This is a genomic window from Oxalobacter paraformigenes (assembly GCF_000158475.2).
In the GTDB taxonomy this organism is placed as follows: domain Bacteria; phylum Pseudomonadota; class Gammaproteobacteria; order Burkholderiales; family Burkholderiaceae_D; genus Oxalobacter; species Oxalobacter paraformigenes.
Genome location: NZ_KI392031.1, coordinates 1,489,096 through 1,511,683 on the forward strand (window position 1 = coordinate 1,489,096; position 22,588 = coordinate 1,511,683).

19 protein-coding genes are annotated in these 22,588 nt (G+C 52.2%); 9 read left to right on the plus strand and 10 right to left on the minus strand.

Translation table 11 applies throughout. From position 1 onward, the window contains the following. Positions 1–31: 31 nt before the first annotated feature. The 3 genes from purL to ompR all read right to left on the minus strand — a co-directional run bounded on the left by purL (position 32) and on the right by ompR (position 6,277). Positions 32–3,985 carry a phosphoribosylformylglycinamidine synthase gene (gene purL / locus OFAG_RS11240; RefSeq protein ID WP_005875926.1) on the minus strand — a complete coding sequence of 1,318 codons (3,954 nt, stop codon included), beginning with the start codon at positions 3,983–3,985 and terminating at the stop codon, positions 32–34. Positions 3,986–4,108: 123 nt separating this feature from the next. Beyond that, positions 4,109–5,506, minus strand: a complete 1,398-nt coding sequence (locus tag OFAG_RS11245; RefSeq protein ID WP_020995304.1) for an ATP-binding protein — start codon at positions 5,504–5,506, stop codon at positions 4,109–4,111. Between the two features lie 9 nt (positions 5,507–5,515). After that, positions 5,516–6,277 (minus strand): osmolarity response regulator transcription factor OmpR, encoded by a 762-nt coding sequence (ompR, locus tag OFAG_RS11250; RefSeq protein WP_005875921.1) that lies wholly within the window; start codon positions 6,275–6,277, stop codon positions 5,516–5,518. Positions 6,278–6,482: 205 nt separating this feature from the next. Here ompR and OFAG_RS11255 point away from each other — a divergent pair, with 205 nt between their 5' ends. From OFAG_RS11255 to thpR, 5 genes are all read left to right on the plus strand, one after another. Further along, positions 6,483–6,821: a hypothetical protein gene (locus OFAG_RS11255; protein WP_020995305.1), complete on the plus strand. Its 339-nt coding sequence runs from the start codon at positions 6,483–6,485 to the stop codon at positions 6,819–6,821. A gap of 237 nt (positions 6,822–7,058) precedes the next feature. Continuing rightward, positions 7,059–7,322, plus strand: a complete 264-nt coding sequence (locus OFAG_RS11260; protein WP_005875917.1) for a type B 50S ribosomal protein L31 — start codon at positions 7,059–7,061, stop codon at positions 7,320–7,322. 86 nt (positions 7,323–7,408) lie between these two features. Then, on the plus strand, positions 7,409–9,163 hold the full coding sequence (locus tag OFAG_RS11265) for an ArnT family glycosyltransferase (protein WP_005875916.1): 1,755 nt from the start codon (positions 7,409–7,411) through the stop codon (positions 9,161–9,163). Further along, complete coding sequence (locus OFAG_RS11270; RefSeq protein WP_005875914.1) at positions 9,160–10,560, plus strand: MATE family efflux transporter; 1,401 nt, start codon at positions 9,160–9,162, stop codon at positions 10,558–10,560. The genes OFAG_RS11265 and OFAG_RS11270 overlap by 4 nt, the downstream gene beginning before the upstream one ends. 142 nt (positions 10,561–10,702) lie before the next feature. After that, positions 10,703–11,284 (plus strand): RNA 2',3'-cyclic phosphodiesterase, encoded by a 582-nt coding sequence (gene thpR, locus OFAG_RS11275; protein WP_005875912.1) that lies wholly within the window; start codon positions 10,703–10,705, stop codon positions 11,282–11,284. A 191-nt stretch (positions 11,285–11,475) separates the two neighbouring features. Here the strand turns inward: thpR and OFAG_RS11280 are convergent, their stop codons facing one another. Further along, positions 11,476–12,252, minus strand: a complete 777-nt coding sequence (locus OFAG_RS11280; protein WP_231371700.1) for a tRNA threonylcarbamoyladenosine dehydratase — start codon at positions 12,250–12,252, stop codon at positions 11,476–11,478. 520 nt (positions 12,253–12,772) lie between these two features. On the opposite strand from OFAG_RS11280, the gene OFAG_RS11285 reads away from it, so the two are divergent. After that, positions 12,773–13,996 carry an SAM-dependent methyltransferase gene (locus OFAG_RS11285; RefSeq protein WP_005875908.1) on the plus strand — a complete coding sequence of 408 codons (1,224 nt, stop codon included), beginning with the start codon at positions 12,773–12,775 and terminating at the stop codon, positions 13,994–13,996. Between the two features lie 60 nt (positions 13,997–14,056). Here OFAG_RS11285 and msrA read toward each other — a convergent pair whose 3' ends face one another. Further along, positions 14,057–14,596 (minus strand): peptide-methionine (S)-S-oxide reductase MsrA, encoded by a 540-nt coding sequence (msrA, locus tag OFAG_RS11290; RefSeq protein WP_005875906.1) that lies wholly within the window; start codon positions 14,594–14,596, stop codon positions 14,057–14,059. 276 nt (positions 14,597–14,872) lie between these two features. Here msrA and OFAG_RS11295 point away from each other — a divergent pair, with 276 nt between their 5' ends. Together OFAG_RS11295 and OFAG_RS11305 are read left to right on the plus strand one after the other, a co-directional pair. Then, positions 14,873–15,376 (plus strand): universal stress protein, encoded by a 504-nt coding sequence (locus OFAG_RS11295; RefSeq protein WP_005875904.1) that lies wholly within the window; start codon positions 14,873–14,875, stop codon positions 15,374–15,376. A gap of 558 nt (positions 15,377–15,934) precedes the next feature. Continuing rightward, positions 15,935–16,579: a universal stress protein gene (locus tag OFAG_RS11305; protein WP_020995306.1), complete on the plus strand. Its 645-nt coding sequence runs from the start codon at positions 15,935–15,937 to the stop codon at positions 16,577–16,579. 50 nt (positions 16,580–16,629) lie between these two features. On the opposite strand, the gene OFAG_RS11310 is transcribed toward OFAG_RS11305, so the two are convergent. The 5 genes from OFAG_RS11310 to OFAG_RS11330 form a co-directional block, all read right to left on the minus strand. Then, positions 16,630–17,664 carry an L-threonylcarbamoyladenylate synthase gene (locus OFAG_RS11310; protein WP_005875900.1) on the minus strand — a complete coding sequence of 345 codons (1,035 nt, stop codon included), beginning with the start codon at positions 17,662–17,664 and terminating at the stop codon, positions 16,630–16,632. A gap of 7 nt (positions 17,665–17,671) precedes the next feature. After that, positions 17,672–18,550 carry a phosphoribosylaminoimidazolesuccinocarboxamide synthase gene (locus tag OFAG_RS11315; protein ID WP_005875898.1) on the minus strand — a complete coding sequence of 293 codons (879 nt, stop codon included), beginning with the start codon at positions 18,548–18,550 and terminating at the stop codon, positions 17,672–17,674. Positions 18,551–18,563: 13 nt separating this feature from the next. After that, positions 18,564–19,073: a 5-(carboxyamino)imidazole ribonucleotide mutase gene (gene purE / locus OFAG_RS11320; RefSeq protein WP_005875896.1), complete on the minus strand. Its 510-nt coding sequence runs from the start codon at positions 19,071–19,073 to the stop codon at positions 18,564–18,566. Between the two features lie 100 nt (positions 19,074–19,173). After that, positions 19,174–20,238, minus strand: coding sequence for a class II fructose-bisphosphate aldolase (gene fba, locus OFAG_RS11325; protein ID WP_005875894.1), 1,065 nt, complete (start codon positions 20,236–20,238; stop codon positions 19,174–19,176). A 22-nt stretch (positions 20,239–20,260) separates the two neighbouring features. Continuing rightward, complete coding sequence (locus tag OFAG_RS11330; RefSeq protein WP_005875892.1) at positions 20,261–21,466, minus strand: phosphoglycerate kinase; 1,206 nt, start codon at positions 21,464–21,466, stop codon at positions 20,261–20,263. 197 nt (positions 21,467–21,663) lie between these two features. Between OFAG_RS11330 and OFAG_RS11340 the strand changes: the two genes are divergently transcribed. After that, entirely contained in the window at positions 21,664–22,587 is a 924-nt protein-coding gene (locus OFAG_RS11340; protein WP_005875890.1) for a branched-chain amino acid transaminase, read from the plus strand. The last annotated feature ends 1 nt before the right edge of the window (position 22,588 follow it).

Genomic DNA, 22,588 nt, shown 5'->3' on the forward strand with positions numbered 1-22,588 from the left:
GTTTTCAAGCGCTTTAAAGCGGCTTCATCCGTTAGCCGACCCATTTACGGGCATTGCGGAACATACGCATCCAGGGGGAACATTCTCCCCAGAAATCCGGCGCCCAGGATTGCTGCACCGTTTTAAACACCCTTTCCGCATGCGGCATCAGTACCGTAAAGCGGCCATCCGGCGTCGTAACCGAAGTGATCCCCTGCGGAGAACCGTTCGGATTCAGCGGATAAACCTCGGTCGGCATTCCGTTGTGATCGATGTAACGCATGGCGACCAATGCCTTGCCGATATCGCCCTGTTGCGAGAAATCGGCCCTTCCTTCTCCATGCGAGACGACAATCGGCGCTTTCAGCCCATCCATCCCCTTAAAGAAAATGGAAGGCGATTTCGGAATCTCGACCATGGTGAAACGGGCCTCGAATTGCTCGGAGCGGTTCCGGACGAACTTCGGCCAGGCATCCGCCCCGGGAATAATGGCGGCGAGATTGCTCATCATCTGGCAACCGTTACAGATACCCAGCGCAAAGGTATCCTGCCGGAAGAAGAAGGTTTCGAACTGTTCTTTCAGCCTTTCGTTGAACAGGATGGTTTTCGCCCATCCCTCGCCTGCGCCGAGCACGTCGCCATATGAGAATCCCCCGACAGCGATCATTCCCTTGCAGTCGTCCAGAGACAGTCGCCCATCAATCAGATCGCTCATATGGATATCAACTGCCTCAAAACCGGCCTTGTGCATGACATAAGCGGTTTCGACATGGGAATTCGATCCCTGTTCGCGCAATATGGCGACACGCGGACGCTGGCCTTTGGCAATGAACGGGGCGGCGATATCTTCTTCCGGATCGAAGGGAACCAGCGGCGTCATGCCGGGGTCATTCGTATCCAGTATCCGGTCATATTCCATATCGGCGCACTCGGGATTGTCGCGCAGGCGGGCGATGCGCCAGCTCGTTTCACTCCAGAGGCGATGAAGATCGACGCGGGAATGCGTATAGACCGGCATGCCGCGCAATTTGAATTCCAGTGTTTCACCATCGGTAACGGAACCCAGGTAATGGGTGGCTCCTTCGAGACCGGCCGTTTTCAGTCTCGCCTTGACCTTGTCCAGATCGCCGAAACGGACCTGAATAACCGCGCCCAGTTCTTCATTGAACAGAACCGACAGAACATTTGCCTTGTCAGAACCTTTGGCAACCGCCGCATTGACCACGTAATCCAGATCGATATCGAGTCCGCAGCGGCTGGCAAACGCCATTTCACACAATGTAGCGAACAAACCGCCATCGGAACGGTCATGATAGGCCAGCAATTTGCCTTCCCGGTTCAGTTTCTGGATTACAGCAAAAAAGGCTTTTAGATCGCCTGCATCGTCCACATCCGGCACAGCAGAACCGATCTGCCGGGTCACCTGTGCCAGCGCCGATGCACCCATCCGGTTTTTACCGCGACCGAGATCAATCAGGATCAGCGCCGTTTCACCGATATCCCTCTTCAGTTGCGGCGTCAGCGCCTCGCGCGCATCCGTAACCGGCGAAAAAGCGGAAACGATCAGGGAAACCGGGGAAGTCACTTCCTTCTCGGTTTCGCCGTCCTTCCAGGTCGTTCTCATCGACAGGGAATCCTTTCCGACCGGAATACTGATACCGAGTGCGGGACACAACTCCAGGCCGACGGCCCTGACTGTATCGAACAGGGCTGCATCCTGCCCGGGCTGGCCACAGGCCGCCATCCAGTTGGCTGACAGTTTGATATCGGAAATGTCCCCTATCGGAGCGGCAGCGATATTGGTCAGGGCTTCGCCGATCGCCATACGGCCGGAAGCCGGCGCATCAATCACCGCCAGGGGCGTCCTTTCTCCCATGGCCATCGCCTCGCCGGCATATCCTTCATAACTCATCAGGGTAACGGCACAATCCGCTACCGGAACCTGCCAGGGCCCCACCATTTGATCGCGACTCGTCAAACCGCCGACAGAACGGTCCCCTATCGTGATCAGAAACGATTTGTCTCCAACCGCAGGCAACAGCATCACATCGCGGGCGACTTTTTCGATTTCGAGCTGGTCCAGCCTGACGGGAGGATAATGGCGAGCGACATGGGTAACATCACGGTGCATTTTCGGCGGTTTGCCGAGCAGGACATCCATGGGCATATCGACAGGATTGTTGCCATATTCGGGATCGACCACTTTCAGTTGCCGTTCTTCCGTGGCAACTCCCACGATGGCATAGGGACAGCGCTCCCGGCCACACAGTTCATCGAACAATTCAATGTCTTTCTGGGCGACGGCCAGAACATATCGTTCCTGTGACTCATTACTCCAGATTTCGCGCGGCGACAGTCCGCTTTCCTCCAGTGGCACGTTTCGCAAATCGAAAACGGCGCCCCTGTTGGCATCGTTGGTAATCTCCGGAAAAGCATTCGAAAGACCGCCGGCGCCCACATCGTGAATGGAGAGAATCGGATTGTTTTCTTTCATCGCCCAGCAGGCATTGATCACTTCCTGCGCCCGGCGCTGCATTTCGGGATTGCCGCGCTGGACGGAATCGAAATCGAGATCAGCCGTATTGGCGCCAGTTGCCATGGAAGAAGCGGCTCCGCCCCCCATCCCGATGCGCATGCCGGGACCACCCAGCTGAATCAGCAGGGTTCCGGTCGGCAACGGGTCTTTTTTCGTATGCAAGTCGGAAATCGAACCAATACCTCCCGCCAGCATGATAGGCTTGTGATAACCAAACACGCTGTTATCGACGTTCTGTTCATAGGTACGGAAATAACCAGCCAGATTGGGGCGGCCGAATTCATTGTTGAAGGCAGCGCCCCCGATCGGGCCGTCGATCATGATTTGCAGGGGAGAAGCAATACGATCCGGTTTTCCGTAAACCGTGTCGCCGTTCTCCTGATTCGCTTTCGTTACATCGGAGGCTGCTTCCCAGCTTCGCACGGCATCAGGCAATTGCAGATTGGATACAGTAAAGCCTGTCAGCCCGGCCTTGGGTTTGGCGCCACGGCCCGTTGCCCCTTCATCCCGGATTTCACCCCCCGAACCGGTCGCCGCCCCCGGAAACGGTGAAATGGCTGTCGGATGATTGTGGGTTTCCACTTTCATCAGGATATGAGCCAGTTCCTCATTGGGCCGATAAACGTAATCGCCTCTTCCGCCCTGCGGATAAAACCGCATGACCCTTTTGCCTTCGATAATGGAAGAATTGTCCTTGTACGCGACAATGGTTTTTTCCGGATGCCTTTCATGGGTATGGCGGATCATCGCGAAAAGCGAATCCGGCTGTTCCTTTCCATCAATCGTCCAACCGGCATTGAAAATCTTGTGACGGCAGTGTTCGCTATTGGCCTGGGCAAACATCATCAGTTCGACATCGGTCGGATTGCGTCCGGCCTGGGTAAATGCCTCGAAAAGATAATCGATTTCATCGTCAGAAAGCGCCAGCCCCAGTTCCCTGTTTGCCGCCACCAGCGCTTCTTTTCCGCCTGCCGCAATATCCACAAACTCAAGCGGTTTCGCGTCCAGTTCCTGAAACAGGGCTTTGGCATCGCCACGTTTGTCGAGCACCATTTCCGTCATGCGGTCATGCAGCCTGCCCACCAGTTTCAGACGTTCGGTTTCGGAAACGGGCGGCACGTTTTCCTGACGCCGGACACAATAGGAAATACCCCGCTCAACCCGTTTGACATCGTCCAGCCCACAATTGTGGACAATATCCGTCGCTTTCGACGACCATGGAGAAATAGTTCCGATACGGGGAACGACAACGTATTCCTCGCCTTTTTCCATACCGGTGAACGGATCTCCATAAGTCAACAACGTTGTCAGACGAGCAAGCTCTTCTTCCGACAGTTCATCAGCAGCGTCTACAAAATGCAGATAGCGCGCGGTAACTTCGGTAATGGCAGGATCGATTTCCTGCAAGGCAGACAAAAGGCGTTTGGCACGGAAAGCGGACAGAGCATTGGAACCCGGCAAAATAAGCATAGCGTATGTACAAAGAAAGGAAAAAAAGAACAGACCGACAAACTGTTATTATACCCTTGCCGCCGAAACAGAAACAGACAGCTCCCGAAAAAGACGCCCTGACAGACGTCCGTAAAGACAGTCTCAGGATGCTTTCGGGAACTTTGCCGCAGGAAAAGAAACCGAAACGATAAAGCCGCCGTTTTCCCGGTTTTCAAGACGGACACGGCCGCGATAACGTTTGGCAATTCGCGATACGATCGCCAACCCGAGTCCCGATCCGTTCGCCTGCCCCCGTGCATTGTCCATCCGGGTGAATGGACGCAACATCCGCTCCAACTCGGTTTCAGGAACACCGATACCGCAGTCTGCCAGTTCGATTTTCACCTCGTCCCCTGCCCGGTAGCACGTTATATCGACCTCGGCCAGATCGCTACCGGGCGTTTTCCCGTAACGCCCGGCATTGGTCAGAACATTGTTGACCAGCCGCCTGATATCGACTTCACTGGCGACAACAGTCAATCCGTCTTCTATCCGGGCAGTCAGCCGCAGCCCGGGACGACGTGCCGCTTCCTCGACAATTGAGTGCAAAAGCGAACTGAGATCGACAGTTTCGGATGCGGCCGGCGCACCCAGGCGAGCATAATCCAGAAACTGTCCGACAATGGCATCCATTTGGGAAATATCCGACTGCATCCCCTCCCGGCTTTCGGCAGGCAAAGACGACATTTCCAGTTCCAGACGCATGCGCGTTAACGGCGTTCTCAAATCGTGCGAGATGCCCGCCAGAATTTCCGTCCTGTCCGAATCGACCCGCTCGAGATCTTTCACCATCTGGTTGAAGCTGTGGTTCGCTTCCCTGATCTCGGTTATTCCTTTTTCCGGCAACGGTTCAGGCGATTTTCCGTTCGCCATCTGCCGGGCGGCATAAGCCAGTCTGGCCAGCGGTTCATTCAGGAGCCTTGAAATGAACCCCGCTCCCAAAAGCGAAAGAACCAGCACGATGCCGCCCCAGCCCAGCCAGCGCAAACCGGAAATTCCCCTGACGCGTCCATTATCCAGCCTGAGCCAGTACACATCGTCTTCTTCCAGTGCGAAACTGATCCAGAATCCCGGCATATCGTTGACTCTCGGAGACAAAATCGTGTCACTTCCCATTTTCTGCTGAATATAAGGCAACATGCTTTGCATCAGATCGTCGCCGCTGGCGGCCGGTTCGATCTGGTCTGTCGGTTCCAGAGGATAAATCCTGATACCTTCGTTACTTGCCAGATCGAACAACAATTCCCGTCTCGACTCCGGTTCGGAATGCACGAGCGCGGCACGGGTAATCGTCACGAGCGACACCACCTGTTCGGCGATCGCCCTGGCACGGGTTCCACGCTGTTCCAGACGGAAACTGGCAATCCATGCGCCCATACTGATGACCAGCACAATCCCGACAAGAAAAAAAGTCCGCCAGAAAAGGCTGCTTTTCCACCATGGCACAGGTGAAACGGGCAATACGGATTGCATGGAGCGGAGCTGCGAATGGTCGGACATGGCAGGCACTTACGATTTACCGGGCTGAGACACTTTATCCGGTATGAAAACATAACCCAGTCCCCACACCGTCTGGATATAGAGCGGGTGGGACGGATCGGGCTCGATCAGTTTCCGCAACCGGGATATCTGGACATCCAGACTCCGGTCAAACACTTCATACTCCCGCCCTTTGGCCAAAGACATGAGCTTGTCCCGCGACAAGGGTTGCCGGGCGTGGCTGGCGAATGCTTTCAGAACAGCGAATTCTCCCGTTGTCAGGGATATATTTTCACCATTCTTTCTCAAGGTCCGGTTACCCAGATCAAGCTGGAATTCCCCGAAATGGAAAACCTGTTGCGTTTCCGAGGGAGAACCGGGAATTTCGCCGGGATGCCGCCTTCTCAAAACGGCACCGATACGGGCCAGCAATTCGCGAGGATTGAACGGCTTCGGCAAATAATCGTCCGCTCCCATTTCGAGCCCGACAATCCTGTCCGTATCCTCCCCTTTGGCTGTCAACATGATAATCGGCGTTGTATCCCCGCCACCACGCAGGCGACGGCAAATCGACAGTCCGTCTTCTCCGGGCAACATAAGGTCAAGCACCAGCAAATCGAAACGTTCGCGCATCCAGAAGCGGTTCATGGTTTGTGCATTTTCTGCCGTCGTCACAGCAAAACCGTGTTCCGCAAGATAACGCCGCAACAGGTCTCTCAGACGAACATCGTCATCCACTACCAGAATTTTTGTCTGACGTCCCTGCTTTTCCAAATTTTCTTCTGTACCCATAGTGATATTGTCCGCAATTATAAAACCGTCAAAAAGAGACTAGACCAGAATTCAAAATTTCATGAAACGGCATTACACAAAGTTACAAACTTTAACGTTTTTTTATGACGGGATATTACTTTATTGACTACACTTGGGGAAACGGTAATTGATCTTTTCTTTATCCTCATTGAGGTGGAACGCATTTTCACCGATCGTAAAAGACATGAAAGTTTTTTTCTCGCTTATCTTCGGCTCGATTCTCCTGATTTTCGGGATAAATCCCCTGTTTGCCGGTTCCGCCTGCAATTCCTATGGCAACGCACAAAGCTGTTCGTCCGACAACGAAAAATCCTCCCTAGGTATCCGGGAAGATAAAGCCCACATGCGCTCTCTGAGAAGACAGCACACACGGGAAGCCTACAACCGGAACAACACGACCAATACCTCTCTTTCCGACGCCGATTGCCAGCGCTGCTACAGGGGAAAAAGAATGACGGTGGATGAGCGCATGCGCCTGAGACAGCAGATCGACGAAGCCGGACAGGCGATTTATCATCACTGAAAAGAAAAAACCTCCCACGTCAAATCCCTGAATGGGAAATCTGTTACGGTTACCGGGTTAAAAGTTGGCGGATGAATCTTTTTATGGCAGAATAATGTGTTTAAAAGTTTTGGCTGATCCAGTAAACTTTTTTAATCTTACCATTTGACTTAACCGGGCAAGTGGCCGGCAATCAGGTCGTGAAGCAGGCGGGACCTATGAAGTGCCGGTTGGCTACCACTATATCAGAGGCAATAAATGAAAGAAGGCATTCATCCAGAATATCGTGACGTCGTGTTCCAGGACGTTTCATGCGATTTCAAATTCATCACGCGTTCCACCATCCCGACACGTGAAACCATCATGTTCGAAGGTAAAGAATACCCGCTTGTGAAAGTTGAAGTTTCAGCGGAATCGCACCCGTTTTATACCGGCAAATACAAGATCGTCGATACAGCGGGCCGCGTTGAGAAATTCCGCCAGAAATTCGGCAAGGTCGGTTCCAAGGTTTCTGCCGGCTGATCGTTCAATCCGTGAAAAAGGCAGCTTCGGCTGCCTTTTTTTTTCCGAACCCCCTGTTTGGCTGAATCTGTACCTGTATTTGTCCGATGCCCGATACACAGCCCAGTCTGATCCCTCCCACCAAACCGGTACGCCTGCCGGCTTCGGCCACGCTGACCCTGCCGCGTTGGGGAATCCTGCTGCTCTGTCTGCTTTATATATTGCCCGGGCTGGTCGGTCGTGATCCCTGGAAAAACAGCGACGCCGCCGATTTCGGCGTCATGTGGACCATGGCACAGCACGGCTGGCAGGACTGGTTGTGGCCCAACATTTCGGGACTTCCTGTCGCAGGCTCCGGCCCGTTGACTTTCTGGCTTGGCGCGCTCTGCATCAAACTTTTCGGAGGAGTACTGGGCGCTCCGCTGGCGGCCAGAATCGCTCCCCTGTGTTTTTTCCTGATAGGCGCCTATTCTGTCTGGCACACGACTTATCTTCTGGGACGCCGTACAGAAGCCCAACCCATGAGACTCGCATTCGGTGGACAGCCTGAAGCGATGGCCTACGGCCGGGTTCTGGCCGACGGCGCCCTCCTGATTTACCTGGGCTGCCTCGGCCTTTTAATGCACAGTCACGAAACCAGCGTCGAAGCGCTGTTTGTCGCCCTGATCGCCTATACCCTTTACAGATGCACCCGTTATATCGACACCCCCAGCCTGAAAAACGCCTGTCTGCTCGGGCTTGCGCTGGGTGCCCTTACCTTGACCAACGGACTGGTTACGCCTTTGGGTCTGTATGTGTGCTTTATGACCGGGATTTTTTTCTGCAAGCCACCGAAAAGAAAACATGCCGTCAATCTGCTGGTTTCCTTTGCCGTCACCGTTGCAATCGTCTTTTTGTGGTGGGCAATATTGAGTCTGGCGCGCCCATACGACAGTTCGCCTTTCAATGCCTGGCTCGTCTGGAATTCGATGCAGATCGGTCTTCCGACTTTCGACTCTATCGGAAATTTTTTCCGGAACGGTATCTGGTTCTTTTGGCCGGCATGGCCTTTTGCGTGCTGGGCCATTTATGCCTGGCGAAAGGAGTGGCGTTCCGCTCATGTTCTGTTGCCTTTTTTGTTTACCGTTACTTTTCTTGTCCTCGCTTTTTTCAATCCGCAAAAAGAAGAAACCGTTTTGCTTGCGTTCCTGCCGCCGCTTGCCATACTGGCGGCGCTGGGACTGCCGACTATGAAACGGGGCGCCATTAACGCCATCGACTGGTTTTCGGTCATGACGCTGACCCTGTGCGCCTTGTTCATCTGGCTGGCCTGGCTGGCCAGACACACAGGCTGGCCGGCGGGCATTGCCAGAAACGCGACAAAACTGGCGCCCGGTTTTCTCCCGGAATTCAGCATCTTCGCCACTTTAGTGGCGGCATGTGCCACCCTGTTCTGGTTCGCTCTGGTTTACTGGCGCATTTCCCGCCAGCCCTCCGTTTTGTGGCGTGCGGTCGTCCTCTCCACAGGCGGCGTTATCCTGTGCTGGGTTCTTCTGGCAACCCTGTGGCTGCCATGGATCAACTACAGCAAGAGTTATGCCGGTATTGCCGTTGAAATGGCAAGCCATGTAAAAAAAGGCAAATACAGCTGCATCAAGACCAACGTATCGGCTGCCCAACGGGCATCGTTCGCCTATTTCGGCAACGTGCGCTTCGAAGGATTTATTGCCGAACCGTGCGATTATGTACTCCTGGGCGACCGCGTTCCCAAATACAATCGCCCCATTTCGCCAAAGACGTATAAGCGCATGAAACTCGTCTGGGAAGGTCACCGGCCAAGCGATCGGGGCGAGCGCTTCCGCCTTTACCAGTCCACAGAGTGAAAAAGGAAAAACGGACTTTCCGTCACTTTTTCGCCATCCTCGGCCTGGCGCTGCCGATATGGATCGGCCAGCTGGCCGCTATCGCCAATCCGGTTCTGGACACGGCCATGGTTTCACGCTATTCCGTTACCGATCTGGGCGCGCTTGCCGTCGGAGCCTCTGTCTACATCAGTGTTTACGTGGCCTTGAATGGCGTTATGCAATCGCTGGCGCCAACATTCGGACAATTGTATGGCGCGGGGAAATTCGCTGAAATGGGTAAAGAAGCCAAACAGGGCGTCTGGCTCGCCATTTTTCTCTCACTGGCCGGTTCCTGCCTGTTATATTTTCCCCAACCGCTGCTTTCGATAGCCGACGCCACTCCGGAAGTGACCGAAAAAGCGACCTTCTATCTCCGCATTCTGGCGTTTTCCCTTCCGGCATCGCTGAATTTTCTGGTCTATACTACCCTGAACAACGCCATGGCCCGTCCGAAAATGGTTATGGCCATTCAGGTCGCAGGCCTTCTTCTGAAAATACCACTCAATACCCTGTTCATTTTCGGCGGAATGGGCATTCCAGCCTTTGGCGGTCCGGGATGTGCGCTTGCCACGTTTGTTATCGTCTGGCTTGAACTTCTGATCGGTTATCTGATCCTCCGCTACAATCCTTTTTACAGGATAGTGCACCTTTTCGGAAACGGAATAGCCGGACCGGACTGGAAATCGCTGAAAGCGCTTCTGGCCCTCGGTATCCCCGTCGGTCTTAACTACTTTATAGAAGTCACCTCTTTCACTTTCATGGCCCTGTTCATTGCCAGACTCGGCATCAACGCTGTGGCCGGACATCAGATTGTCGCGAACTTTTCCGGCGTTCTGTACATGCTTCCCTTGTCTCTTGCCAGCGCAACCAGCACGCTGGTGGCCCAATCCATTGGCGCCGGACAGCTTGAAAGGGCACGCGACATTTCCTCGTCCGGCATCCGTCTGTCCGCGGCACTGGCCCTTCTGGCCGCCTGCTCCGTTTGGCTTGCCAAAGACTGGATCATCAGTCTCTACACAGCCATTCCTGTTGTCGCCGCCAGCGCATCCCCGCTTTTTCTCTTTTTGTGCAGCCTGCTTTTTTTCGATGCCATCCAGGTTAGCTCATCCTATGTTCTTCGCGCCTATAAAGTGGTTCTTGCGCCGACACTTTTATATGTCCTGACACTCTGGTGTATCGGACTGGGCTGCGGTTATGCCTTTGCCTTCAACCTCATCCCTTCTCTCATACCATCCCGGATAACAGGCTCCTCCGGTTTCTGGTTCAGCAATTGCATCAGTCTGGTCATCCTTTCCATCGGCATGAGCGTCCTCCTGAAAAAAACGGAGAAAAAAGTCAGGAAAGAAATGGAATCGTCTGTAAACTATCCAGACTGATGAAAAACAATCGTTTCCGACAGTAACGCTCCGCAAAGAAAGTATGCCATTCGTTTTTTACCCTGATAAATTGCCGCTACAGTCGAAAAACAGACTGCCTGGATATCGCTTTCGATAACGCATGATTTAAAAAGGCCGCTCCATGCTCCCTGAAACGCTTGCTTTACACCTGCCCGGAAACGCTGAAAAAACCCGGAGGCTCTTTGTCGCCTTGTTGCCGGACAGGCACACCAAAGAGAAGCTGGCAAGCGTACAGAAAAAGATAGCCGGCAGGAAAACCCCTCCGGAAAACTTCCACCTGACCCTTTTCTTTCTGGGCAATCAGCCTGAAAGTATTCTTTTTCCCCTGAAAAATTTTATGGATCGGGTGACTTTCGATCCTTTTGTTCTTTCACTGGACAAAACAGGTTATTTTTCAAAAATCCGCCTAAGCTGGATCGGCCCGACGGAAATTCCGCCCGGCCTTGTCCAGCTCCATAACACAACACGCCAGTTTCTGGTTCCGGCTTATCTTGAAGACAAAAGGGAATCTTTCCGCCCCCATGTTACACTCGCCAGAAAATCGCTGCCGCCATCGGTGAAAATAACATCCCCCGTCGTGTGGACTGTCGATCGCCTTGCCCTGATGGAATCCATTTTAAGCAAGGAACCCGGCAGACATCCCCAATACCGGATAATGCATGAAAAAACCGCCAATACCCCAACCGGATATCCCGATATCTGAAAAACGGCCACATTTTGGAACAGAAATATCCGGAACGGGTTCGTTCCCCTTTTTTTATGTTCCGTTTCCTTCCGCATCGGATCGTTCCGACAGAAACACACTCCCCTGTGAAACAGAAGCCGTCAGACCGCGCAACTGTCTCCAGCCCATCCCTCGCAGGGCGTCCGCCTTCCGGCAATTTGCCTTCTTTTTCAGACGCGAGCAATACGTTTCAAAACGTAGGCGGCGGCAGCCATCCCAAAACCGGCCGTTACCGCCATCGCCGTCCCGAAGCCTGCCGGATTCAGCCCTGCAATTTTCACCGCGCTTTCCGGTTCATTTCTTTCAGGGTCTGGATAGCGGACCGGTTCCAGAGAATAAACGGCATCAATGCCGAATCTGTTTTTCGGATTGCGCGTGAATCCATATTGCGAGCGCAAACGCTTGCGTACTTTTGCCAGCAAGGGTTCCTGTTGTGTTCGAGACAGATCGCATATGTCGATACGGGTTGGATCCATCTGTCCTCCGGCGCTCCCCACCGTAACGACAGGAATCGAACAGTCGCGGCAGTAGGCAATCAATTCAGCCTTGTCCCGGACACTGTCAATGGCGTCGATGATGAAATCGAACTTGGCGCTTCCAATCAATTCATCGATATTTTCCGGCGTCAGGAAACACTGAAGGGATACGACTTTACACTGCGGATTGATGGCGGCAATCCGGTCGGCCAGAACGGATACTTTCGATCTGCCCAGCGTATCGTCCAAAGCCTGAAGCTGCCTGTTCATATTGGAGACGACAAGAAAATCGCCGTCGATCAGGGTCAGGGAGCCAATCCCGCTCCTTGCCAGGGCTTCTACGGCCCATGAGCCGACTCCACCGACACCGACAACAGCTACATGAGCCTGTTGCAAGCGATAAAATCCATCTTTCCCGAACAGACGGACTGTACCGGCAAAACGGAGAGAAATGTTTGAATCGTCCATCATTGACAAGGGCATTTTCCATTCAGACTTTCCTTAAAACAAAACCACCCGGATTAAAGAAAGATGACTTGTTTTTCAGCAAGGAAAGCCTGTCGACTCTTCCATGAAGTTCAGGTAGCATGCTTTCAGCGCTATTGCATGAGCCAGCCTGGCAGACCTGACCGGTTATTTTATCGGACGCGCGCCACCATAGCCAGTAGCCCAAGGGATAAAACCCGTTGAAAACAGGCAAAAACGGCGCACCGCCCGTTTTCCTGGCGGGAAACCTTTATCTTTTTTATTCAGCCTGTTTAACAAAACAAGCTCTTGCTTTTTAAAAAAAGAGTAAATCGGAAAAGAAATATGCTATTAATTTCATATTAACTGCCCTGCCCCTTCCATTTTCCAACACAAAGTGGGATATGCCTTACGGAGAGAAAAAAACTGATTTAAAATCTAAGAGTAATAACGTGCCCATCAATGGTGTAGCCAGATCGGGGACGCGAAAGAATTTTCAGATAAAACCATCATGGGGAGGGAAACTGTGTTCTGGGAAAAGAAATTGGCAAACTGGGTTAACGACGTACGCAAAACGTCTCAATTACCGTTGCGTCTGGAATTATGGACCGGACAAAAATACGACCTTAACCCCAATGAAGACCCGAAAGTCGTCATAAGAATACCTGAACTCGCATCCCTTAGCTATCTTTTGAAGCCGACCCTGGATAATCTGGGAACCGCTTATGTAGAAGGCAAAATCGAAGTGCAGGGTACCCTGAACGACATGATCACCATGGGCAATTCGCTGGCCGATCTCTTCGATACGCCCGCCTCGGCCACTGCGGCCAAATTCAGACATTATTTCGGAGGACGCCACAACCGGAAAATCGACGCCGAATCCATCGGTTACCACTATGACGTTTCCAACGAATTCTATCAGCAGTGGCTCGATCCCAATATGGTTTATTCCTGTGGATACTTCGAAAATGGAGACGAAGATCTGGCGACAGCTCAAATCAAGAAAATCGACCATATCCTGACCAAAATCAGGGTACGCCCAGGCGACCGGTTACTCGATATCGGCTGTGGCTGGGGCGCGCTTGCCATCCGGGCGGCGGAAAAGTACGGCGCCAATGTCGTGGGCATCACCCTTTCCAAAAACCAGTATGAACTGGCGCGTCAACGCGTCCGTGAAAAAGGTCTGGAAGACAAGATCGACATTCGTATTCAGGATTACCGCGATGTAACCGGACAATTCGACCGCATCACCAGTGTCGGCATGTTCGAACACGTCGGTCTGCGTTATCTTGTCGATTATTTCAAGATTATTCACAAGCTGCTTAAAGACGACGGGATTGCCATGAACCACGGCATTACCAGTTGCGATGCCGAAAGCGGGGAAACGCCTTTCGGCGGTGGCGAATTCATCGAAAAGTATGTTTTCCCGAATGGCGAACTGCCTCATATCGGCCTGGTACTGAAAAACATGCAGGAAGCGGGACTGGAAGCGCTCGATATCGAAAACCTGCGCCATCATTACGCAAAAACCTGCGGTATCTGGGCGGAAAACTTTGAAAAAGCGACCTCCGCCATCAAGCAGTTGACCGACGAAAAACGATACCGGATATGGCGCGTTTATCTGGCAGGCTGTTCCTACGCTTTCGCCCTGGATCGTGTAGCCATCTTCCAGGTTGTCTGCATCAAATCCGGCCGTACCTCGCCTCTCTTGCCGATGTCGAGAAACTATATGTACGAAAAAAAGGACTGAACGCCAGCGGTTAATACCTTGTCGCTCTCATCATGACATGCCCGGCACTGCCGGGCATTTTTACAGGGATGAATCTTTTAGACGATCGGCAAACATTTTCCGGAATTCCGCAAGCTTCGGTTCAATGACATAAATACAATATCCCTGATCAGGATTCTGCCGGTAAAAGTCCCGGTGATAATCTTCCGCAGGATAGAAACCTTCCAATGGAACCAGTTCGGTAACCAGAGGAGACGACCACACACTTCCCATAGCGGCAATCACCTCTTCCGCGATTTTTTTCTGTTCCGGAGAGTGGTAAAAAACGACCGATCTGTACTGCGGCCCGATGTCGTTGCCCTGTTGGTTCAATGTCGTAGGGTTATGCACAGTAAAAAAGATGTTCAGGATATCACGGTAACTGATCACATCCGCATCAAATGTAATCTGTACCACTTCCGCATGTCCCGTCATCCCACCGCAAACTTGCAAGTAAGAAGGGTTATCGACATGCCCCCCTGCATATCCCGACACAACCCCCGTTACTCCTTTCAATTGCTGGAAAACCGCTTCCAGGCACCAGAAACATCCGCCTCCGAGCGTCGCTTTTTCAAGTGTCATATTGTTTATCTCCGATTAATGCCAAATACAGTATTTCATAAGTCACATCTTGAAAGAATATAATAAACTGTTTTTAAAAAAGTTTTTTGACATACCCATAAAAACCGAAATAAAGCTCAATTTATTCAGGATTGACGGTACAGGCAAAGGCCTTAAAAATAAAATCGCATTTCATCATTTAATGCAACACATTCAACGAAAAACATTCATGCAGGATATCAGTATCGCTGTTATGGCAATCCTGTTTGATAACCGGTTTTTTCTGGGAGAAAAATCATGTTCAAGAAAATACTCATCCCGACAGACGGCTCTGCACTGGCTACCCAGGCGGCACTGGAAGGTATCGATTACGCAAAAAAAGCAGGCGCTGAAATTGTTTGCGTTTTTGCCGCGGGAGAAAATCAGGCGGCCGTTTTCGACTTTACCCATATCCGGCCTGAAACACACTGGCCAACCGATGAGGAGTACAGGCAAGCTGTCACAGACACATCCCGGGCATTCATGGCTCCCATCCGCGAAGCTGCGGCAACGGCAGGCGTCAAATTCAGTGAAGAAACCTACATTTCCAGATCCCCGGCGACCTCTATCGTCATGGCCGCCGAAAAGAATGGATGCGATCTGATTTTCATGGCTTCCAGAGGACGCAGCGGCTGGGAAAAAGTCCTTCTCGGCAGCGTCGCCGCCAGGGTAATGGCTTCAAGCCCGATTCCGGTACTGGTTTACAAAGTCAAAAAAGAAGCGCTTCCGGCAAATTATATGGATTACACCCCGCTGGAATAAGCCTGTTTTTGCCGTTTCGCCGTATCGGTCAACCTTGGCGAAACGGCTATCGCAAACGCCTTTTCCTCACTATTCCTGCTAACACTTAACTGGAGGCAGCCAGAAATAGCCGGAAACACGAGGTTTCCGGCAAATAACGTTGCCATAAGAGACAAAAAAAGGCGCTCCCTGCCGCTGACGCGCCCGGTTCGGCAAAAGCCGCTAACCGTTTTTCACACAAAAGCGCCCTGAACCACGAAAGTCCCACAGATGACGATTCAGGACAATACCACTTTTTCCAGAAAACACCGGACAGGCAGCCTTGTACCGAAACGATGGACAATTTTTGAAGAGTGCTGCAAGGACAGCACTCCAGCGTAAAAGGACGCTTTGAGTGCAAAAAACATTTTTCGGACAAGACGTTTTTCAATGTCTCTTTTTATCCTGTCCGAACTCATGAACCTTCATTTTGAAAACCGTTTAAAAATAATACAATCACCTGTTTTTTAAAACTTTTTTGAAAAAGTGGCAAAACTCAAAATAAAACTTCTTTAATTAGTCATTGACGGCCTATGAAAAATGCATAAAAATGAAACAGCAGTTAACGAGTTTTACACAGCGATGTCCAGAAAAAATACTGCCAGTATTAATGTCGCTGTATTGGCAATCCTGTTTCATAACCGGTTTTTTCAGGGGAGAAAAATCATGTTCAAGAAAATACTCATCCCGACAGACGGCTCTGCACTGGCTACCCAGGCAGCACTGGAAGGTATCGAGCTTGCTAAAAAAGTAGGCGCTGAAATTGTTTGCGTTTTTGTAGCCGGGGAAAATCAGGCGGCCGTTTTCGACTTTGCGCATGTAAAACCGGACAACAGCTGGCCGACCAATGAAGAATACAAACAAGCGGTCAAAGGTGCTGCAAAAGAATTCATGACCCCCATCCGTGAAGCGGCTTCCGCAGCCGGCGTCAAGCTGGATGAACAGACCTATATTTCCAATTCGCCAGCGCTTTACATTGTCTCCGCGGCCGAAAAAAATGGATGCGATCTCATTTATATGGCTTCCCGGGGACGTGCCGGCTGGGAAAAAATGCTTCTTGGCAGCGTAGCTGCCCAGGTTATTACGGCAAGTCCGATTCCTGTTCTGGTCTTTAAGGTAAAACAGGAACAACTCCCGCCGAAAACCCAGAAGATCGCTTACCCTGACCTTATCCCGATGGTCTAGGAAAGCGTTTTGCCGTTTCGCCTGTTTTTATCCGGAAACTGGCGAAACGGTCAGTCTGTTTCCTTGACTCCAGCCAATTGCTCGATCGTTCCCAGACCGTTATAGGCGGCTCGTTTCAGTCTGTCGTTTACGCCTTTCCAGGTTTCCGTCTCAGGGGTTGCCTCAACCAGAATCACATCTGCGCCAGACCTGTCCAGTTTGCGCAATGAGGCATATAACTGATGGGAATAGACATCGGGGGCGCAATACAGTCCGACTTCCCCGGCCAGTGACATTTTCCTGGAAGCCGGAAGCGAAGAGTAATGCAGCAAGGCAACACGATGCCCGTTCTCTTCCAGACGAACGAGTAGCTGTAGCAGTTTATCGGACGGTATCACAGCAACAGGCGTTCGAGGTGCATAATGGGAAGCCAGCGTACCGGAAGCACGGGGAGCCCCATTATCGGGAACTTTCGGCATCATGCCGATTACTTCCGCAATTTGAGAAGCGCCGATTTTCCCCGGACGAAGCAAAACCGGACCCGCTGTTTCAATTCGGGAAAGGTCGAGAATCGTCGATTCAATGCCCACTTCACTCTGTCCGCCATCCAGTATGGCGCCAAGACGGGGATCGTCACCGAATTCGTCCCGTACATGCTGCGCCATGGTCGGACTGACATGCCCGAAACGGTTGGCTGAAGGGGCCGCGACACCGCCCCTGCCCTGTTTGAACAAACCCAGCAAAGCCTGGGCAACCGGATGGGACGGACACCTTAAACCAACCGAATCCTGCCCGCCCGCCACATCGGGAAGAACATGGGACGCCCGTTTCAAAATCAGGGTCAACGGCCCGGGCCAGAAGGCCGCCATCAGTTTTCTTGCCTCATCGGGAATACGGTCAGACCAGTAAGCGATATCGGAACCGGATGCCACATGGACAATAAGCGGATGGCTTGCCGGCCTGTTTTTCAACGCATAAATGGCTGCAACAGCTGCCGGATTTTCCGCGTCCCCCCCCAATCCATAGACCGTTTCTGTCGGAAAAGCGACCAATCGCCCGGATTCGAGAATCCGGGCGGCCGCCAGAATATCGTCCGCATTTTTCATTGCTACATCACGCTGTCAGAAGACGCAAAGCCTCATTGTATTTTTCCGTCGTTTTCTGCGCGACTTCTTCCGGCAAACGGGGAGCAGGCGCTTTTTTGTCCCACGGTTGCGCCTCCAGCCAGTCCCGAACGTACTGCTTGTCGAACGAAGGAGGCGATATGCCGACCGCATAACTGGCGGCAGGCCAGAAACGGGAAGAATCCGGCGTCAGGATTTCGTCGATCAGATAGACCTTGCCTTCCTCATCGACACCGAATTCAAATTTGGTATCGGCAATCAGGATACCTTTTGTCGCCGCAAAATCGGCCGCTTCCCTGTACAAGGTAATAGCCAGATCGCGGACTTTTTCAGCAATATCGGCGCCGACGATCTCTTTCATTTTTTCAAATGAAATATTCTGGTCATGTTCCCCGACCGCGGCCTTGGTCGAAGGCGTGAAAATCACTTCCGGCAATTTCTGCGCTTCTTTCAGGCCAGCAGGCAATTTTATGCCGCAGATGGCTCCGGTTTTCTGATAATCTTTCCATCCTGTACCGATGATATAACCGCGAACGATAGCTTCGATCGGCAAAGGCCTGAATTTTTTGACGACAATGGCACGACCTCTGACCTGATCCCGCTCTTCCGGCGCCACCAGCGATTCCGGATCAATATCCGTCATGTGATTCGGCATCAGATGACCGAACTTTTTGAACCAGAAATTCGACATGGCCGTCAGAATCCTTCCCTTGTTGGGAATAGGGTCTTCCATGACCACATCGAAGGCGGAAAGACGATCGGTCTGGACGACCAGCATCTTGTCGTCGCCTACCGCATAAATATCCCGTACTTTTCCCCTGTGCAGGAAAGGAAGGGATTTGATAGTGGTTTCCATTAAGCCTGGCATGAAAATACCTCCGTCAGTCCAGTTCAGGCAACGTTGCCTTGCGGACTTTTTCCGACTGCTTTTCGCGGAAAGCGATCAGCTTCTTCTTCAAATCGTCGTCATTGATGGCCAGAACCGCAATAACGGCCAGAGCGGCATTGGCAGCGCCCGCTTCACCGATGGCCAATGTGGAAACGGGAATGCCTTTGGGCATTTGAACCGTTGCCAGCAGGGAATCCAGACCCTTCATGTATTTTGAAGGAATCGGAACCCCGAAAATCGGCAGAATTGTATGCGAAGCGACCACACCGGCCAGATGCGCCGCGCCGCCTGCGCCCGCGATAAACGCCTTGCAGCCGCGTTTTTCCATACTGATGATCCATTCGCCGAGTTCATCGGGCGTCCGGTGAGCCGACAAGGCACGCGCTTCGAACGAAACGCCGAAATCCCGGCACATTTTCGCCGCTTCCTTCATGACATCCCAGTCGGAAGTGGAACCCATCACGATTCCGATCAGTTTTTCATCTTTATTGTTTTCTGCCATTTTTTACTCAAATTCATCAAACGCAACAGTCAAAACGACACAGGTGCGACCGGATCCGGTCGCACCTGCATATTGTGCTACTTTTTTCGGAAAAACGATATTATTTCACGATTTGGGCGAGTTCGCCTTTTTTATATTTTTCCGCCATCTTTTCCAGAGGAATCGGTTTGATTTTCGAGGCCTGACCCGCACTGCCGAAAGCGATATAACGCGACATGCACATCTTCTTCGCTTCTTCTTTCGCCGCCTTCAGATAGTCGCGCGGGTCGAAATGCGAGGGATTCCGGGCCAGATAACGGCGAATGGCCGCCGTCATCGCCAGCCGGATATCCGTATCGATATTGATCTTGCGAACGCCGAACTTGATGCCTTCTTGCAACTCTTCCACCGGAACGCCATAGGTTTCACGGATATCGCCACCGTATTCCCGGATAATCGCCAGCAGTTCCTGAGGTACGGAAGACGACCCGTGCATGACCAGATGCGTATTGGGAAGACGGGCATGGATTTCTTTCAAACGGTCGATCGCCAGAATATCGCCTGTCGGTTTCCGGGTAAATTTGTATGCGCCGTGTGACGTCCCGATAGCGATCGCCAGCGCATCGCACTGGGTTTCACGGACAAACTCGGCAGCCTGTTCCGGATTGGTCAGAAGCTGTTCGCGTGTCATGGTTCCTTCCGCGCCGATGCCGTCTTCCTTGTCGGCCTTCATCGTTTCCAGCGACCCCAGTACCCCCAGTTCCGCTTCGACAGTAATGCCGACGGCATGCGAAAACTTGACGACTTCTTTCGTTACCTCCAGATTGTATTCATATTTGGCCGCCGTCTTGCCGTCCGGCATCAGCGAGCCATCCATCATCACCGAACTGAACCCCGAACGGATCGCCGTCATGCAAACGGCTGGCGACTGGCCATGATCCTGATGCATGACGATGGGAATATCAGGGTAAGCTTCGGCAGCGGCCTCAATCAAATGACGGAGAAAAGGTTCCCCGGCATAACGTCTCGCTCCGGCGGAAGCCTGCATGATAACCGGCGAATTCACTTCGGAAGCCGCTTCCATAATAGCCTGAACCTGTTCCAGATTGTTGACGTTGAAGGCAGGCAATCCGTAACCGTTTTCTGCGGCATGATCCAGCAATTGGCGCATGGATACAATAGACATCTGTTTCTCCTTGACTGTATTTTTAATGATTGGCTCGTTGCATCAGAATGTCGACAGCGGGCAAGGTCTTTCCTTCGAGGAACTCAAGAAAAGCGCCCCCTCCGGTAGAGATATAACCGATCTTGTCGGCAATGCCGTATTTGGCGATTGCCGCCAGCGTGTCGCCGCCGCCGGCAAGCGAAAAGGCTCTGGAATGGGCAATCGCTTCCGCCACCGCTTTGGTACCGCCGCCGAACTGGTCGAATTCGAATACGCCGACCGGACCATTCCAGATAACCGTACCCGCCTTCGCAATCAGGCTGGCATAAAGTTTCGCCGTTTCCGGGCCGATATCCAGTATCATGTCGTCCGGTTTAACATCGCTTACCTTTTTGACAGTCGCCGGCGCACTCGCGGCAAATTCCTTGGCGCAAACGACATCGACGGGCAAGGGCACAGACGCTTTCCGGTATTTCATCATCGCCATAATCGATTTCGCTTCCTCTACCAGATCCTCTTCAATAAGCGATTTTCCCACCGGATAACCGGCAGCCAGCAAAAACGTATTGGCGATACCACCACCGACAATCAGGCTGTCCACCTTGTCAGCCAGTTTGCGCAATACTTCCAGTTTCCCGGAAACCTTGGAACCGCCGACAATCGCCATCATGGGACGGTACGGATTGGTCATCGCTCTGGTTAACGCATCCAGTTCGGCCGCCAGCAAGGGACCGGCACAGGCAACCGGCGCATATCTGGCGATACCATATGTCGTCGCTTCCGCACGATGGGCCGTACCGAACGCATCATTGACATAAACGTCGCAAAGCGCCGCCATCTTTTTCGCCAGTTCGTCGCTGTTTTTCTTTTCGCCCTTGTTGAAACGGGCATTTTCCAGCAAAACGACCTGTCCGGGCTGGACATCGACCCCATCGATCCAGTCACGCTTCAATTCCACCGGCTGTCCCAGCAATTCAGACATGCGTTTCGCGACAGGAGCCAGCGATTCTTCAGGAGTAAACTCGCCTTCTTTCGGACGACCCAGATGGGACGTTACCATGACGGCCGCGCCGCCTTTCAAGGCATCCCTGATGGCGGGGATCGATGCACGGATACGGGTATCTTCCGTAATATTGCCTTCGGCATCGCGTGGAACATTCAAGTCGGAACGGATAAAAACGCGCTTTCCCTGCAGTTCGCCTTTATCCACCAGATCGGTCAGTCGTTTATATGAAGGTTCGGATTGCATGATGGTGGTTATGGATAGTGAAAGAATACTGTTATTTTACCGTACCAGCTGGATGAATAACCATTTTGCGGCCTACAGATTGTCGCAGGTCATACGCCAAAAAGTCACACAAACCGCAGTCGTCTTTCACAAATTCATTGTGCTGTCTGTTTATTCGACTAAAATAACTTTTTTGACTGAAATTCAGGAGAAATCTCATGTCACCGATGCACGATCGTGATGGAAAAATATGGCAGGACGGTAAACTGGTCGACTGGCGAAACGCCACCATTCATGTGTTGACTCACTCTTTGCATTACGGCATGTCGGTATTCGAAGGCGTCCGCGCCTACAAGACAGACAAGGGAACCGCCATCTTCCGTCTTCCGGAACATACGAAACGCCTTTTGAATTCGGCCAAAATATTCCAGATGAACGTGCCCTACGATATGGAAGCGCTGATGGAAGCCCAGAAACAGGTTATCCGGGAAAACAATCTGGAATCGGGTTATATCCGCCCCATCATCTGGGTCGGTTCGGAAAAACTGGGCGTATCCGCCAAAAACAATACCATCCATACCGCCATTGCCGCCTGGCCGTGGGGAGCCTATCTGGGCGAGGATGGCATCAGCAAAGGCATCCGGGTCAAAGTCTCTTCCTTCAACCGTCATCATGTCAATGTTTCACTGGTACGCGCCAAGGCATCGGGCTACTACATCAATTCCATCCTTGCCAATCAGGAAGCGACTGCCGACGGTTACGATGAAGCGCTGTTGCTGGATACGGAAGGTTTCGTTTCCGAGGGTTCCGGAGAAAACGTTTTTATCGTCAAAAACGGCAAACTCTACACACCGGATCTGGCAAGCTGTCTGGATGGCATCACCCGCGATTCTGTCATTACGCTCGCTGGCGACCTGGGCATAGAAGTCATCCAGAAACGCATTACCCGCGATGAAGTCTATTGCGCCGACGAAGCCTTTTTCAGCGGAACCGCCGCCGAAATCACCCCGATACGCGAACTCGACAATCGCCCGATCGGTATCGGTTCCCGTGGCCCGGTCACCGAAAAAATCCAGTCGCTCTTTTTCGATGTGGTTTCCGGCAAAGTGCCGAAATATGCCCACTGGCTCAGTCCGGTCTGAT